Origin of the sequence: Bacillus sp. FJAT-26390 (assembly GCF_001682865.1) — a bacterium.
Classification (GTDB): Bacteria; Bacillota; Bacilli; order Paenibacillales; family Paenibacillaceae; genus Pristimantibacillus.
In genome coordinates this window covers 501,427-517,621 of sequence record NZ_MAQX01000022.1, presented here as the reverse complement: position 1 = coordinate 517,621, position 16,195 = coordinate 501,427, and the positions used below count along the sequence as shown (strand labels likewise).

General features: G+C 51.3%; 13 protein-coding genes. 3 read left to right on the top strand and 10 right to left on the bottom strand.

Annotated features, from left to right (window positions below; translation table 11 throughout):
* Positions 1–57 precede the first annotated feature (57 nt).
* A complete protein-coding gene (locus A7975_RS19450; RefSeq protein WP_065386179.1) occupies positions 58–1,296 on the bottom strand; it encodes a purple acid phosphatase family protein in 1,239 nt (412 codons plus the stop codon).
* A gap of 169 nt (positions 1,297–1,465) precedes the next feature.
* On the opposite strand from A7975_RS19450, the gene A7975_RS19445 reads away from it, so the two are divergent.
* From A7975_RS19445 to A7975_RS19435, 3 genes are read left to right on the top strand one after another with little or no spacing between them, the layout of a single operon-like run.
* Positions 1,466–2,179, top strand: a complete 714-nt coding sequence (locus tag A7975_RS19445; RefSeq protein WP_065386178.1) for a polyphosphate polymerase domain-containing protein — start codon at positions 1,466–1,468, stop codon at positions 2,177–2,179.
* Position 2,180: 1 nt separating this feature from the next.
* Positions 2,181–2,897 (top strand): DUF4956 domain-containing protein, encoded by a 717-nt coding sequence (locus tag A7975_RS19440; protein ID WP_053374895.1) that lies wholly within the window; start codon positions 2,181–2,183, stop codon positions 2,895–2,897.
* 18 nt (positions 2,898–2,915) lie between these two features.
* A complete protein-coding gene (locus tag A7975_RS19435) occupies positions 2,916–4,715 on the top strand; it encodes a CotH kinase family protein (protein WP_065386177.1) in 1,800 nt (599 codons plus the stop codon).
* A gap of 71 nt (positions 4,716–4,786) precedes the next feature.
* On the opposite strand, the gene A7975_RS19430 is transcribed toward A7975_RS19435, so the two are convergent.
* From A7975_RS19430 to A7975_RS19390, 9 genes are all read right to left on the bottom strand, one after another.
* Positions 4,787–5,389, bottom strand: a complete 603-nt coding sequence (locus A7975_RS19430) for a TetR/AcrR family transcriptional regulator (protein ID WP_065386176.1) — start codon at positions 5,387–5,389, stop codon at positions 4,787–4,789.
* A gap of 15 nt (positions 5,390–5,404) precedes the next feature.
* On the bottom strand, positions 5,405–6,853 hold the full coding sequence (locus tag A7975_RS19425) for an FAD-dependent oxidoreductase (RefSeq protein WP_065386175.1): 1,449 nt from the start codon (positions 6,851–6,853) through the stop codon (positions 5,405–5,407).
* A gap of 289 nt (positions 6,854–7,142) precedes the next feature.
* Complete coding sequence (locus A7975_RS19420; protein ID WP_218061020.1) at positions 7,143–8,144, bottom strand: PfkB family carbohydrate kinase; 1,002 nt, start codon at positions 8,142–8,144, stop codon at positions 7,143–7,145.
* Complete coding sequence (locus A7975_RS19415) at positions 8,138–9,631, bottom strand: glycoside hydrolase family 32 protein (RefSeq protein WP_065386174.1); 1,494 nt, start codon at positions 9,629–9,631, stop codon at positions 8,138–8,140. The genes A7975_RS19420 and A7975_RS19415 overlap by 7 nt, the downstream gene beginning before the upstream one ends.
* A gap of 9 nt (positions 9,632–9,640) precedes the next feature.
* The gene (locus tag A7975_RS19410; protein WP_065386173.1) at positions 9,641–11,119 is read right to left on the bottom strand and encodes a glycoside hydrolase family 32 protein; all 1,479 of its coding nucleotides are present in this window, start codon (positions 11,117–11,119) and stop codon (positions 9,641–9,643) included.
* 25 nt (positions 11,120–11,144) lie between these two features.
* Positions 11,145–12,707, bottom strand: a complete 1,563-nt coding sequence (locus A7975_RS19405) for a glycoside hydrolase family 32 protein (protein WP_065386172.1) — start codon at positions 12,705–12,707, stop codon at positions 11,145–11,147.
* Positions 12,708–12,789: 82 nt separating this feature from the next.
* A complete protein-coding gene (locus A7975_RS19400; protein ID WP_176707767.1) occupies positions 12,790–14,145 on the bottom strand; it encodes an ABC transporter substrate-binding protein in 1,356 nt (451 codons plus the stop codon).
* A 162-nt stretch (positions 14,146–14,307) separates the two neighbouring features.
* Positions 14,308–15,258 (bottom strand): carbohydrate ABC transporter permease, encoded by a 951-nt coding sequence (locus tag A7975_RS19395; protein ID WP_231637615.1) that lies wholly within the window; start codon positions 15,256–15,258, stop codon positions 14,308–14,310.
* 30 nt (positions 15,259–15,288) lie between these two features.
* Positions 15,289–16,191 carry a carbohydrate ABC transporter permease gene (locus A7975_RS19390; protein WP_053374885.1) on the bottom strand — a complete coding sequence of 301 codons (903 nt, stop codon included), beginning with the start codon at positions 16,189–16,191 and terminating at the stop codon, positions 15,289–15,291.
* Positions 16,192–16,195: the final 4 nt, after the last annotated feature.

The window sequence follows — 16,195 nt, the reverse complement described above, 5'->3', positions numbered from 1 at the left end:
AAAAAGCAGGCGTCAGCAACTCATAACGCCTGCTTTATTTGTTTTGCAACGTTTGTTTCAATGCTTTAGCACAAACTCATCCAGCTTTTGACCGTCCGCATCGTACGCCTGATAGGTTAACGAATCCCCGCTGACCGTAATGCCTGCGAACATCTGCTTCCCATTTTGAAAATGGACCTTGTGGTAGAATTGGTCTTCCTTCTTCTCGTTAAACTTCTGTCCTGACGTATTCGTTACGACGTATACCGTTCCTTCACGATTTTGCACCTCGGACTCGCCGTCGCCTACAATTTGTCCATCGCGCAGCGGATAAGATCTCGAATATTCGTGATTATGGCCCTGCAGCACCAAATCAACTTTGAACTTATCAAACAGCTTCGTCCAATCCTTCACTTTCTTGTACGTATTGCCTCCATAAGGGCCTTGATGCACCGCAACGACTTTCCAAGGCTTGTCTGTATTTTCAAGGTCGCTGCTCAGCCACTTTGTCTGCTCTTTTATATTCGATTCGGAATTTAAGATAACAAAATGAACGGAGCCGTAATCAAAGGAATAGGTTGTGCCTTGGGCGGAGCCTTCCGCGCCATTGTCCGGCAAATTAAAATGAGAGATGAATCGCTCTGCTTGCCCATCCACCTCGTCATGATTGCCGGTTACCGGCATAAAGGGAAACTGCGATACCCACTTGCTTGCTTTTGCGAATAAACTCGTCCACGCCTGCTCATCTTCCGGGTCCTCAGTCAGATCGCCATTATGAACGATGAAGGCTGCGCTCGGAAAGGTCGCAAACGCCTTGTTTAATGTATTTCCCCACAGGTCAAAATCCTGCTCGGTCACGCCTTGCGAGTCCGTCACATTTATGAAGCTGAAAGAATCGAGCTTCTCCGGCTCCGTCTCAAATACGGCGGCATCGCTCCAGCCCTTCGCCTCCCCGCTGCCTACGCGGTAACGATAGGCCGTTCCCGGCTCAAGACCGGCTGCCTCCGCTTTATGGACGGCTTGCGTGGCTCCGCCCCCTATATCAACGCTTGAAGATGTGCCTGTAAAGGTCATGACCCGCTCATCGTCCCAGCCCAAGGAGGCATCTTCCTTCATTAGCTGAACGACCGAAGCTGCTTGCCGGCTCCCGCTGTGCCAAGTAAAGGCGCGGCTCGTCATCGGATCGCCCTTGAACGTTGTTACGATGGCGATCGGCTTCTGCGACTTGTCAGCCTTTAGCCATTCCACTGCGGCTGCGCCTGCAAGAAGCAGCGCGCAGCATGCGAGCACGACCATCAAATCCTTGCGCAATTTCAAGGCTTGTGCCCTCCTCCATCTTTACGTGATCTTCATCCTATCTTATCAAAAACCTTGCAAACGGCGCATTCAGCAATCTTTCAGCCGACCTTAAGTTAAGAATAAGTAAAGGCCCTTACAATAACATTTGAAAGCAGCAAGGGGCGTTGAACAAGAAAAGAGGTGTGAAATGAACAAAAACGTAAACTACCGCAACGAACTAAAATTTTTCATCAATTATCATCAATACTTCATTATACGGCAGCGGCTAAAGGATCTAATGGAGCAAGACAAGCATGTCGGCCCTACTGGCGAATATCACATACGAAGCTTGTACTTTGATGATATCAACAACAAGGCTCTGCACGAGAAGCTTGGCGGTGTGCGGGACAGGGTTAAGTATCGCATCCGCATTTATAACGGCCAAGACAACGTCATCCACTTTGAGAAAAAAATTAAATTCAAAGACTACATCGCCAAGGTGAAGGAACCGCTAACCAGAGACATGTACGACAAGCTGATGGTCGGCGACTACGATGTGCTTAAAGAGCCGGACAAACCGCTTTTGAACGAAATCCATAATGAAATCAGCCATAAGCTGCTGAGGCCGAAGGTGATCGTCGATTATGTCCGCGAGCCCTACGTATGCGATAACGGCAATGTGCGGATCACGTTTGATAAGGAGCTGCGCACCGGACTGCACGCCGTTGATATTTTTGACAAAAGCGTTGAGCCGATCCGTGCGCTTGATAACGACCTGATCATACTCGAGGTCAAGTACGATGCCTACATTCCGGCTTATATTAAAATCGCCCTGCAGCTTGAAGGCTTAAACCGGCAATCGGCTTCGAAATACGTGATCTGCCGCAAACATTTGAAATTCAACACTTGGGAGGATTATTAAAATGGAAACAACAACAACGGCTGCCGAAGCGACTGGGGCTACGACCAATTTTACCGATATACTAAAAAATTCAGTATTAGAGAACTTCGCCTCCGATATCAGCCTTTCTAAAATATTAATTACGTTAGGCGTTGCTTTTCTGCTTGGCTTCTTCATCTACTTGCTATACAAACGAATCTTTAGCGGCGTGCTTTATTCGAAAAGCTTCAACGTATCGCTTATTGGCATGACCATGATTACGGCTGTCGTCATTATCGCTATCAACTCCAATCTCGTACTCTCGCTCGGTATGGTCGGCGCGTTATCCATCGTACGTTTCAGAACGCCGATTAAAGATCCAACCGATCTGATTTTCCTTTTCTGGGCTGCGGTTGCAGGGATCGTAACAGGCGCTGGCTTCTTCACGCTAGCAGTAATCGGCTCTGTCGTCGTTGGCCTTATCCTCTTCTTCTTCGTCAAGGGCGGTTCCGTCGAAACGCCATACCTGCTTGTCGTTAACTGCGACAACGATGCGACTGAGCAGCTCGTTCATAAGCAAGTCGGCACGCTCGTGAAACGCTACAACGTGAAGCAAAAAACAGTGACGCAAGGCAACATTGAAATGACGCTTGAGATTCGGCTGCGCGACGAAACCGGACGTTTCGTGAATCAATTAACGGAGCTTGCAGGCGTTCGAAATGCGGTGCTTATTAGCTATAGCGGGGATTATGTGTCCTAACAATCGGGAGGTGCTTCAATGAAAGCGAAAGCGCATGTTGTTTTATTATGCTTTTGCTCCATTCTCCTGATTATCGGATTGACGGGCTGTGCCGTGGGAGGTACGTCCTTCAGCCTCGCAAGCTCGGGCAAAGCGACGAGTGCAAGCGATAAATCAGCGGATGAGCAAAAGCTCGATGAAACGGTTTTTCCAAAGGATAAGGTCGTCGATGTGAAAATTACGATTGATGAAGCTGAGTTCCAAAACCTGCTGGACAATGCCAGCGCCGAGGAATACAAGGAAGCGACCGTTGAATATAACGGCCAAACCTTCAAAAATGTCGGCATACGGGCAAAAGGCAATCTGAGTCTCAGAAGCGTCGTCAATATGACCGACTCCGATCGGTACAGCTTCAAAATCTCTTTTGACGAGTATGTAAATCAGACGTTAGAAGGAATCACAAAAATTAATTTGAACAATAATTACAGCGATGCTTCGTATATGAGAGAGTTTCTTTCCTACGAGCTGGCGGAGGATATGGGGCTTCCTACTCCAAAATATTCGTACGTAAACGTGTATGTAAATGATGAGCTTTGGGGCTTTTATTTGGCGGTTGAGCAAATTGGAGACTCCTATCTGGAGCGTCATTTTGACAATGCCTATGGAGCGCTTTACAAGGCAAACGGCGGCACGGGAAGCGAGCTTAATTGGCTGTCAACCATCGAATCCTATACGGGGCTCGACCTGAAATCGGACAAATCCAATGACGATATTTTGCTCGATATGCTGGATGAGCTGAACAACGGAAGCGACATTGAAAGCTTGCTGGATGTCGATGAAGCATTAGCGTTTATCGCGTTAAATGTGCTTACGAGCAACATGGACAGCTACTTAGGCCAAAATAAGCATAATTATTATTTGTACGAGGACGACGGTGTATTTAACGTACTGCCATGGGATTATAATATGGCATTCGGCGGATTAGGCGGTTCTGGCATTTTGATCGATGAGCCAACTACCGGCACGTTGACGGATCGTCCTCTGGTCGCAAAGCTGCTGGCGGTGGATGAATATAAGGAAACGTATCATAACATCCTTGCCAAAGCGATTGAAGGCTACTTGTCTGGCGACGCATTTGCAGCACGGGTGCAGGAAATACGCGACATGATCTCCTCCTATGTGAAAGCCGATCCTTCCTCTTTCTATACCTACGACGAGTATGAAAGTGGCATCACTTCGGTTCTGTCATTAAATACGACGCAAACAACTAGTATCGCAAAGCAGCTTGACGGTACGATTGCATCTTCCGGTGACGGTTCCGGCAGCGGAGGCGGCATGGGTGGCGGCGGCTTCGGCGGGATGGGCGGCGGACGCGGCGGCAACCGTCAAAATGCCCAGCAAAATACGGGACAAAATGCAGCTGCTCCGGCAGCAAACGCTGAAAATGCGGATAACAATGGGCATGCGGCAGCTAATGAGCAATCCGCATTAGGCAATCCTGCTCCGGCAGTTGAACTGGCCGCAGCAGGCGTTGCCGATGCCGGAAATGCGGCAGCTGACGGACAGATGCCACAAGGCGATGCCGGCGCAGCTGCCCCAGGCGGGCAAATGCCTGATGGAGGCATGCAGGGCGGCTTCGGCGGCCAGCGGCCTGACGGACAAGGCGGCGGGTTTGGCGGCGGCATGGGCGGCGGCGGGTTCGGCGGTCCAGGCGGACCTGGCACTCTAGCCGTTCAGCCACAAGGCAGCCCAAAAGAAGCTGCTACTGTCGGCATTACGCTCATTATTCTACTTCTTTCCTGCGTGTTCATCGCCTTCTATAAACGAAAACGACTATAATCAATAAAGATAGAAGAGGCTCGCTTATCTACCCGTAAGTCGGATAAGCGAGCCTCTTCTTAATGACCAACTCAACGGTCAGATGGAGCAATCATTCTCAGCAGAATATTAACTTTTGGGATCTGATATCCTCCAATTTTCTGTACATTAAGCACCATTAAGCCATTTAAAACCGACAAATAAGAAGAAATCAACTCCTCGAGATCGCCCGCGATAATCTGGCCCGCCGCCTGTCCCTCTTGGAATAAGGGCAGCAATTGCCCGACTGCCGCTTTCATTGAATAATCTTCCACGAGCTGCTTTACTTTCTCTGGCACACCGTCTGAGGTTCGCGCCTGATGAATGAGCATAAAATAATCCGTGCCGCTTTCATCAAGCATGTCAATGGTTAAATCTTTGATCTTTTCGAAAGGCGATCCAGGCAAGTTATAGACATTCTGGAGCGCATCTTGCGCTGCGAGCACGGCACTCTCAACAAGTGTGGTGAAGAGTTCTTCTTTTGACTTAAAATAATGGTATAACAGTCCATGGCTAATGCCTGCTTCGGCTGCGATCATGCTCATCTTCGTACCAATAATGCCCCTCCGCGAGAAAACCTTCAGGGCCGCGCCCATTATCTGCTCCTTACGTTCATCACGAATATGATGAAGCTGTTCATCGTTTAAAGGCGCCAATTTATCCTTCACTCCTTAATGAGGTATAATCTTATCCAGCACGTCCTCAAGCGGCAGCCCATGCTCTTCCAAAAGCTCTGCGAGCAATTGCCGCCCTTCGTCAGAAGCTTGTAGCACCGCGCTTACCCTATCCAAATTATACAGCTCCCGCAGCGGAACCGACAGCGTATTTACCGCCCAGTACATGCCGAAGAGCTCATAGTTATGATTGCCTGTTCCCTCTTTAAGCACAAGATCCATAAACCGCCGTCCAAAAGCAATTCCCTTAAGCGGCTCGGACGCAGACTCATATTCGACACCCTCCCACTCGAGCACAGCGGAGCAGTTTAACCACCAAGTAGGCGTGATGACCTCATCTTGCATCTTCCGAAGCAGCCTTTGCTCGAAACCCACTTGAGGGGTAATCATGTGCTCTTGCAGGCTGGCTTTCAGTAAATCCGCTTCAATCGCCACAACCGTCATTCCTTGGCCGAAGATTGGATCATAGATACAAAAGGCATCGCCTATGACTAACAATCCAGAAGGCCATTTCTCCACTTGCTCATAATGACGGCGATATAGCTCTTGGACATGAAAACCGCGCAGCGGAGTAACCGGTTCGAGATCTTGCAAAATCTCCGCGATTAAGGGAGATGGAAGCGCAGCAATCGCCTCTTCAAATTGTTCTGCAATCGTTGGCGGATATTGACCTCCGGGACGATAAAGCACCACTTCAGCTACTCCATTCTCAATAAAGGAGAAGACGCCTGTAAACGTCCCTTTAGCCGGTTGACCCATGATGTTGATAACATCCCATTCCTTGGTCAAATGAGCCTTATGGGCAGGCACCTTATACCTTCTTGTACTGTAGCCGATTGAAGCTTTCATTAGGTCTGCAGCTGGCACCTCGCAGCCTAGCTCCTCCAGCCATTGCGTCAGCTTAGACGCGCGGCCGCTTGCATCCACGACGAGATCCGCCAGCCATTCATTCTCGCTTCCCTGTTCTCCGCGTTCCCGGACTCTGACACCGGTAACGGCCGCTCGATCAGAGGTCGATAAGAGACTAAGCACATCATGCTTCGGCATATAGCGCACATTCGAAATCGCTTTTACGCGTTTGCGAATGACCCACTCAAGTGCGGCACGGCTGAATTTGATATCATCTCTGTCGTATGGCCCAGCTACCGTTCCATATGGACTCATAATATGAGCTGTCTTATTCAGGGAAGTAGGAGACCCCAGCTTTCGCAAATCTTCCTCATAGCCGGGAAAAAGCTGCTCTGTGATCATCTTACCACGCGCCGTGAAGCGGTGGGGATGAAAACCGTGCGGCACGCCTGCGCGATCCACGGGCTGATCGGGAAATTCATCCTTGTCGATGACAAGCACATCCTCGAAATAATCCGAGAGCACTCTTGCCGTCATTAAGCCGGCTATACTGCCTCCGATTACAATTGCCTTTTCTCTTTTGGGAATACTGGCCATCTTTATCGCTCCTTTGATTTTCGATTGATTCATTCAGTCAATATCTTGCTAAACGAAACCATTTCAATGAAGGCAGCCGTGATTAGTGCAAGGGTTAATTTACGATAAATTATAGATTGACTCGTTCAGTCAATCATAGAATAAGGTTTTTTTTTCTAGCTGTCAACCGGCGTACAAGCCGTTTTTGCAAAAAAAAGAGCCCCTCTTCGGTCAATGTGAGCATTGATCAGAATGGACAGCTCTTCTTTCTTAATTGCAATCGTCTGCTCGCGCTTAAAGCTGCAAACTGCTACGTCAAGCTAACAATGGATGATCCGGCAAGCGCTGCAATCGCCTCAAGCGACGGCATCGAAGGAATCGCTCCCTTGCCCGTTGCGGCAAGCGCTCCCATCGCGTTAGCGAATGCGAGCAAAGCGTTAAGCCGCTCCTGCGTCCACTCCTGTTGGCCATCTGCTTGCCGAGTGAGGAGTCCATACAGAATGCCGGCTAGGAATGCATCCCCTGCGCCTGTCGTATCTATGACCTCCACTCTATAGCCCGCATGAGCCGCAGTGACCATGCCTGCACGGCAGTAGCTCCCACTAGCCCCCAGCGTTACAAGCAGCATAGACAGTGAGGGGAACTGCTCGCAAAGCAGCTTTGTGCCCGCTTCGAGATCGCTGGTTCCGGTTAGGAATAGCAGCTCTTCTTCAGACAGCTTCACCACATCCGCAAGCTTCAGCCCCTCCAATATACGCTCCTTCGCCAGTGCTTCATTGTCCCATAATGACAAACGCAGATTCGGGTCGTAGGAGAGCAGCAAGCCTTGGCTTCTCGCATAGGCGGCAGTCTCTAGCGTTGCCGTCCGCGATGGCTCATGCGTCATCGAGATCGAGCCGTAATGGAATATTTTCGCTGCATCGATCTGCTCACGGTTAACATCCTCGGCGCGGAGCATATGGTCGGCGCCAGGATTGCGATAGAACGAGAAGGAGCGGTCGCCGCTGGCATCCAAATGGACAAAAGCGAGTGTCGTATTCGCCTCTGCCGAATATTTCAAGCCTTCTACGAGAATACCGCTTTGCGCCAGCACGCTGCCCAAATAATGACCGAAGGCATCATTCCCTACCGCCCCGATAAAAGCAGTGCTGCAGCCAAGCTTGGCTAGAGCTGCAAGCACATTCGCGGGCGCTCCTCCCGGATTCCTTTCAAACAACGGCTGTCCCTGCTCCGATATTCCATCCGGCGTAAAATCGATCAGCAGCTCGCCCAGCGCGACGACGTCCAAATCAACCTTTGCTTTCGTTACCAAATCGGCTTCAACTCCCAAGCATCCAATGATTCGATTACCGCCGTTCCTTGTCGAGCGAAGAAGCTGATACCAACGTTAGCCGGGTCTGGGTAAAGGCGGTTCGTGATTGCGACAAGCCCCTCGCCTGCAAACAATTCAACCGAGGAACGATCGATAAACAGTCTAAGCTGCAAACGCCCGTCCTCTGAAGGAGCGAGCGAAGCTTCGCTGACTCCGCCATCGCCTGCTCCGCCTAGATTCCGATCCATATAAAGCTTTTGCCCGGCAATCGCGTAACGGATCTCTGTATACGAGGAGCCGTCCTCGGAGCAGCGAATCCGAAGGCCAAGCTCTGAGGCATCCGATTGGCTCAAATCAAACACGATAGCTAGTTCAAGCGAATCGCCCTGAACGTTATCTATGGCAGTAGGTTCTCCGTCCACTAAAGTGATGCCGGATGCGGACACATGCGCGCCGCGCAGCGTGGCAAGCTCTGGTACCGGATTGCTCCGCACCGTTCCGTCTGCTGCCAGCGTCAACTCCCGCGGAAGCGTCATCGCACCCAGCCAGCCATGCGCCTGCTCCGGCATAACCGCACCCCAAATGTTCATCCAAGCGATCATAATTCTTCTGCCTTGATCATCAAGCAGCGTCTGCGGCGCGTAGAAATCAAATCCGTAATCGATTTGCCCCATTTGCTGCTTCTCAAAGCGGCAGCTTTCATAATCAAATGTGCCAGACAGATACAAGTTTTTGATTGGCGCAATATTCATTGGCGAGATGAGCAGCGCATGCTGGCCGCCTTCCCCAAGCGGAAACAGATCCGGGCACTCCCACATATCGCCCATCGTGCCGTCGCTCTCAACCGCAGCGCCACGATATTCCCAGTTCATCAAATCGCTTGACGTGTAAATAATGCCTTTGCCCAATCCGTCTTTGCCGTAACCAACGACCATGTACCACAGGTCTTCGTGCCTCCAGACCTTCGGATCACGGAAGCCGAAGCGCTCCTCGTCGGGCGAGCCGCCTATAACGGGATTGGCTGCATGCTTCTCGAACGTCACGCCGTCCGCGCTAGTTGCCAGACACTGCACTTCCTCCGGGTTTTTGCCGTCGACATGCCCGGTGTAAATCAAGGTTAATTGTCCATTATGGTCAACTGCGCTGCCTGACCAGCAGCCTTGTCCGCCATTTCCGCCTTTATCATAATCCTCCGACGGCGCAAGCGCCACCGGCAGATGATCCCAGTGAACGAGATCGCGGCTGCGGGCATGCCCCCAGTGCATTGGCCCTTGCTTTGCCTGGAACGGATCATGCTGGTAAAACAAATGATAATCCCCCTGCCAATGAATCAGCCCGTTCGGATCATTCATCCAGCCCGCTGGCGGCATCATATGATAATGGAGCCGGAACGTCTTATCCATCGCAGCCTTGTTCGCTTTCAGCGCTTCCTCCGCTTGCGCGATGAAAGCTTGATGCTTCGCGCCCTTGCTTGTCACATTTTCCATTGCAATCACCTATCCTAACTTGTTATTTTTCTGCCTCCAAACGGACTCCAGTTTATATACGTCAACTGAACGGAAGAAGGCAGCTCCGCCGCTTGCAAACAGCTCTAGCCCGAGACTGCCGGGTGACGGATAAATCAATGCCGTAAATGACGTTTCCCCGTTATCGACGAACAGCTCAATGACCGATTCATCTACAAATGCATGCAGCTTGACCGTTTTATCCGCAGCGCGGTGTGGAGCCTCAAATCGTTTGCCAAAATGAAACGGGCTGCCTTCGCGATTCATGAAATCGCTTCTGCCCGACCGCATCCGGTCTACGAAAACCGTCTGCGTCCCGGGCTCGTAGCCAATTTCAGTTGCCTCATTTCCTTCCTCTGAACAACGCACGCGTAAGCCGAAGGACTGGGCTTTCTCCCACTCGATATTCGCAATGAGCTCATACGAGCTGCCTTGAAAATCCAGCTTTACAGTCTGGTCTGACGCTTCTATGGAAGCAAAACGAAGCGAATCAACTCGCAGCCGCTTAAGCTCTGCGATCGGCTTCTGGCAAAGTGTTATCGTTCCGTCTCTTAAAGTCCTTAATGAAAGCGAGCGCGGGATCGACATGCCGCCCTTCCATGGCTCGGTCGGCCCTGCGAACGGGTACTTCCAATTGGATGTCCAGCCGAGCCAAATGCAGCGGCCGTCCTCCTGCGGAATGCCCGAATAGGTAACTGCCGCATAAAAATCTTGTCCGTAATCGGTCCAGCGGATCTGCTCGCCAGCCGTATCATCGTTCACGAAACAGCGGCCATCAAACTCGCCGACAAAATATTGCGCGGTCGAGCCATCCGTTTCCTCGTTATCGCCAACGCTGACGTGAAGCACCCATTTGTGGCGCCCGGAATCGTCATCAACCGGAAGGAGGAACAAATCCGGGCATTCCCAAACGGCTGCCTGGGAGCCTTGGCCTTCGCCAAACTCACTTTCATATTTCCATGCTAGCAAATTGCTGGACGAGTAAAAATATACCTTTTTATTAACGGATACCGCCATGGCCCATTTGCCGCTTGGCTCATGCCAGAGCACCTTCGGATCACGGAAATCGCGGATTCCCGGATTCGGGATGACCGGATTTCCTTCATATTTCGTCCAGCTGCTCCCGCTGTCGCGGCTGTAAGCAAGGCTTTGCGATTGCAAGCCGTCCTTATAGTGGGTGAAGATCGCGACCAGTCCCGCTTTGCCGCCGAATAAGCCGCTCGAATCATGGGTATCCACGACGCAGCAGCCCGACCAAATGTCGCCCAGCTCATCTGATACAAGAGCAAGCGGCAAATGCTCCCAATGGATAAGATCACGGCTGATCGCATGGCCCCATCGTCCGGTAAACTGATAGAACTGATGGTACACGCCCTCAAAAAACACCATACCGTTCGGATCGCTCATCGGGCCTTGCGGCGGCGTCAGATGATACTGCGGCCGGAACGGCTCCTTGTACAAGTCGGTCATGTTCATTCCTCCAGATACCGTTTACTTAAGCTCCCGGGACGAATAGCTTCAGCTTCGAAAGCGTTGTTTTTCCGCCTCTTGAGTACCAGCCCCAAGCTTGCCCTGGCATTTTGTATATTCTAGTTGTAAGCGCGGACTCTCCGATATAGAAGACCGCCACATCATTTTCGATAATAATGGTGAAAGGGTAGTCCGCATCCGGCTCGAGATCAATCGGCACCTGTACGTCGGGCTCGGTCGATGGGAGCAAATCGCCATTAGCCGCATCATAGCGAATCCGATCTTTAGCTGGCTCGATCTGAATGCCGTATGCTTTCTCAGGATCATCTCCCACACCAACCACTAAGCCGCTATAAGCAACCTTGCCATCGAATCGCACGGTACCGGTAATCTTCGCCGTTTGTGGCATTTTCGCAAAAATCATACCGCTTGTCCCAGCCGTTCCGTCAAGCTCCCATGTATCGCCATTTTCGGTTGCGCCGCCTAGCTGACGAGTCGCTCTCAGTTCAGCTGATTTTGACAATAAGCGGTCAATCTCATCCGGCACCTTCACGCCAAGTGCTCCGTCCTTGCCAAGCGCCATTTGGTGTGCGACCATATTGCCGGCCCAATCCCATTTCATATAATCCTTCTCCAGCTGGCGCGTAGGCACCCAACCGAATAAAAACCGCCTCTCGCCTAGCGCGCCTGATTTGGCCGCATAAAACGCTCTTCCATCAAAGACATCCTGTTCCGGCTTGGTCCAAGGACCGTCAAGCGTATCGCTTATCCGGTAATGGGTAGACTTTTTGTCGCTGAACTCAGAGAATACAAGCACCCATTTGCCATTCATCTGGAAAACATCCGGGCATTCGAGCATAAAAAACGACGATGAAGCTTCGACCGAAAGCGGCTCGCGAGCCTCCCATTTGCTTAAATCCTTGGACGCGAATAAAGCAATGACGCCGCCTGTGCCTTCCTTCCTCGCGCTAAGCAGCATCCAATACTCGCCCTTCTCTTCATTGAATAAAACAAACGGATCTCGAAAATCATCCTTCTCATAACCATCCGGCGCGTAAAAAGCATCCTCCTCCGCCTTCGTCCAGCTCTTCAAATCTTTGCTGACCGCATGCATAACGGCTTCCTTCGGCTTGCCTTCCTGCGGGAACCTCCAATTATGGCCGGTATAATACGCATGGTACGTATCGCCCGCTTTAATGACGCTCCCCGTGCCAAGCGCCAAATCCTGCTCATGCTCTTCTCCAAAAGGGATCGATTCTCCTGCATAGGAATAGTCGGTCAAATTCGCTGTCGCTGCCATATGCCAAGGATGAAAGCCGGGAGCGCCGTCCCGCCAATCCTGCAAATAAAACAAATGAATTTGGCCGTTATCGGAAAATGGCATCACATCGCCTACCCAGCCCTCAGGCGGCTTCCAGAACAACCGATCCTTCGCTTCGTCCGCCGTGGCTGTCGTTGCTGCCGGCTCCGCAGTCTCGGCTATGCTGGGCGTCGCCGCCTCGAACTCATTGCCGCTGCAAGAGCTAACCAAAGCAGCTGTCGCGAGGCCAGCCGCGGCAACCATAAGCATCTTCCACCTTTTGTTCAAAATATGATTGTCCTCCCGTCTATGCGCTCATAACTATACCCGCCGCCATGCGTGCATGACGGCGGATAGATTCACGTTCCAGTTATTGGGTCAGCGTAATTTTAATGCCTTCCTCAAGCAGCGCTTTCGCAGTAGCCGCAAAAGTTCCGACCGGCGTGCCGTCCTTAATGCCCGTCAAAGCAGCCGTATTGGCATCCCAGTATTTCTCGACGCCGATCGGCGTAAATAGGATTTTGCCGCCAAGCCCGTTCATTTGATCAACCTTCTCTTGACCAAATTGCTTCACATTGTTTTCCGTCGCTACTTTAAGCTCGTTCTCCGACATCATCTTGATGAACACCGCAGCGCCCTGCGGGTTTTTCGATACGGTCGGGATCGACCATCCGGACATGCCGCCTGGACCAACGTCTTTTGCGCCTTTTGGGCCTGTCGGAACGGGAACAAAATCAAGCTCATAGTCGCTTTTGAATACAGTGAAGCCGCCGAAGCCGTATTCCGCCGTCATAGCCAGCTTGCCGTTTTTGAACTCTGCATTAAAGTAGTCGCCTTCTTTGTCCTTGTCGATATATTTATCCTTGAGAAGCGCGTCCTGCGTAAACTGCATCGCTTCCTTCATGTTGTCCGTCTCATAGTTGGAAGAAATCGAGCCGTCCTCGTTATATGAAAGCGATGTCACGCCGTTCGATGCAACCATTAGCGGATAGCCAGCATCCCACCAGCCGAAGCCGTATTGGTCGTTCTTGCCGTCACCGTCCGTATCCTGCGTAAGCTCAAGCGCCGTCAAGCGGAACGTATCCCATGTCCATTTGCCTTCGGCGTACAGCTCACCCGGCGTTTTGACGCCATTGTTGTCAAACAGCGTTTTGTTATAGTAGATCACGATTGGAGCCGCGCCTACGCCAGCCGCGTAAGGCTTGCCGCCGAACGTGAACGCTTTGGTTACGGACGCATTCCAGAACGGATCAGCCATATCCATATACTGGTCAAGCGGCTGAACGATTTTTTTGAGCGGATATACAGGGAAGTTTTGATCGTTCGCTTGCGCTACGTCCACTTGATCGCCTGCATTGACCATCGAGATCAGCGTCGATTTTTGGTCCCCCCATGGCACCGCAATGACGTTTACTTTACCGCCGTAAGCCTGCTCGAACTGCGCGACCGTTTCCCATACAGCGTCATAGGCAGCCGGGTTTGCCGCTTTATTTTGTTCATATTGCTCTTTGGAGGTATGGTATAAAATCGTAATATCGCCGCTTTCGAGCTTAGGCGCTTCTGCCTTTGACTCCTCCGTTGCTTCCGGCGTGCTGCCGTTGCCGGCTGCTGCGCCTTCGTTTGTTTTTGCCTTGCCGCCATTGCTGCCGGAGCAGCCAACCATTACCGTAACGAACATCATCATTGCAGCCAACATGATCGCAAGCGATTTCCTGTTTTTGACCATTGTAAAATGCCTCCCCTTATTTGCATTCATCTGATTGATACCACTTTGTATCCATTTGTTTATTTCGTTGACACCCTTATTCAGCTTGCAGTCGCCTTGCGTCCAAGCGCTAAATGCTGGCATCGCCTCCCCTCATCAACGCAATCCGCCGATTCCGTCTCATTATTTAATCGCGACATGCTCGATGCTGTCCGTGAAGTACCGCTGCGTGACCAAATACAAAATGAACAGCGGCAGGATGGCGAGCAATGCACCTGCTTGAATGCGGGTGACGACGACCAGCGGATCGCTGATGGTCTGCACATTGACGACAGCCTGCAAATCCACGCGCAGCGACGATAAGGCAATCGCAAAGTTTTTTTTCAAATTGCCAAGCAGCAGGTTCGACATGTAGAACTCGTTCCAGTGCCATACGAAGGAGAAGAGAAATACCGTAATAATTGCGTTTTTCGCATTCGGAAGCATGACCGTAAAAAACGTTTTGAACGGTCCGCAGCCGTCCATATATGCAGCATCCTCAAGCTCATTTGGCATCCCTTTGAAAAATTGCCGGAAGATGAAGATATACAGGCCGGAGCGAAGCCCCATCCCTAGCATCGACGGCAGGAAAAAGGCCGAGTAGCTGCCGACGAGACTAATTGAATCCGGCCCGCCCGTCACGAGCTGGGTCAGCTTCATGATGCCGAATGCATCAAAGTACTTCATGTCCGCATACAGCGGCAAAATAATCGTCTGCACCGGCACGACCAGCGTCAATATGACGAGCGTGAACAATAGGCCCGAGAACCGGAATTTAAACCGAGCGAAGCCGTATGCGACGAAAGCGCAGGACAGGACGTCAAGAAGACCGCAGCCAATGCCGATGATCATGCTGTTTTGAAGCGCGTCCCAAAAGTCCATCACCCGCAGCGCGTCGGTGAAATTGCTTAATGTAAACGTTTTGGGTACCCAAATGACGCTCGGGTCCATCGCCTCCGCGGGACGGCGGAGCGCCATGCTGAGCATGTATAAAAGCGGATAAAGCAGTTGGTAAGCCAGTGCCGCAAGCAGAGCGAACCGAGCGATGGAGGCAAGCTTCTTCCTTGCCAGGTTCAGCTGCTTTTTCTGAATCATTGCATTCAAGTGGGGTTCCCCGCTTTCCGTTTAATCCTGCATGTAGACGATGCGTTTCTTGAGCAGCAAATAGACAGCGCCAAGGAACACGGCGATCACCAGGCAGTATAGCCACGCAAGCGCGCTGCTGTAGCCGAACCGCACCTGCGAAAAAGCCGTATTGTAAATCATCAGAATGACGCTGTTTCCATAATCGGTGAACGTGTCGATAATCGTGTAAATAATGTTGAGCATCATCATCGGCGTCAACATCGGCAGCGTTATCTTCCAAAACTGCTCCCACGGCCTAGCCCCTTCAATCGACGACGCCTCGTACAAATAGCCTGGAATCGCATGCAGCCCTGCTAGAAATAGCAGCACCTGCACGCCGGAGCGCCATGTTAAATCAAAAATGCGAGCGATCACATTGTTAAAAATTCCGATGAGCTCCGTGCCAAGCCCAAGCTCCTGCAAAATACCGTTAATGCCGGCTCCCGTGAACAAATACACGCTTCCCGCTCCGCCTCGCATCCCTTCGGAGAACACATCCTCCTTCAAAATTTGCATAAGCACGCCCGAGGCGATAATGACGGGAAGGAACGATACCGCCCGCATGAACCCTCTGCCGCGGAATTTGTTTTTTAAGAGCACGGCTACGAATATGCTGTACACCAAAATGAGCGGAACGCCGTAGAGCATGTTCACAAAGGAATTAACCGCTTCGCGGATGAAGGTTGGGTCCTTGAACAAGGCGTACTCAAAATTGCCCCAGCCGATGAATGTCCCGCGCAGCCCTTCGGGCGTCATCTCCATGTTTTGAAACGAATAAAGGAGTGAAGTGAGCAACGGCTTCGCAAAAAACAATAGAAAGCCGAGCACCCAAGGCAGAACGAACAGAAAGCCGTAAAGCTCTTTTTTCTTCGTATAAGGCAAAGCCCGTAGTTGTCTAATCATGCGT

Bases quoted from the DNA above. Each gene is read 5' to 3' on its own strand.
- A7975_RS19435 (WP_065386177.1), top strand. From the start codon at position 2,916: ATGAAAGCGAAAGCGCATGTTGTTTTATTATGCTTTTGCTCCATTCTC.
- A7975_RS19440 (WP_053374895.1), top strand. From the start codon at position 2,181: ATGGAAACAACAACAACGGCTGCCGAAGCGACTGGGGCTACGACCAAT.
- A7975_RS19415 (WP_065386174.1), bottom strand. From the start codon at position 9,631: ATGGAAAATGTGACAAGCAAGGGCGCGAAGCATCAAGCTTTCATCGCG.
- A7975_RS19395 (WP_231637615.1), bottom strand. From the start codon at position 15,258: ATGATTCAGAAAAAGCAGCTGAACCTGGCAAGGAAGAAGCTTGCCTCC.
- A7975_RS19390 (WP_053374885.1), bottom strand. From the start codon at position 16,191: ATGATTAGACAACTACGGGCTTTGCCTTATACGAAGAAAAAAGAGCTT.
- A7975_RS19400 (WP_176707767.1), bottom strand. From the start codon at position 14,145: ATGGTCAAAAACAGGAAATCGCTTGCGATCATGTTGGCTGCAATGATG.
- A7975_RS19445 (WP_065386178.1), top strand. From the start codon at position 1,466: ATGAACAAAAACGTAAACTACCGCAACGAACTAAAATTTTTCATCAAT.
- A7975_RS19410 (WP_065386173.1), bottom strand. From the start codon at position 11,119: ATGACCGACTTGTACAAGGAGCCGTTCCGGCCGCAGTATCATCTGACG.
- A7975_RS19425 (WP_065386175.1), bottom strand. From the start codon at position 6,853: ATGGCCAGTATTCCCAAAAGAGAAAAGGCAATTGTAATCGGAGGCAGT.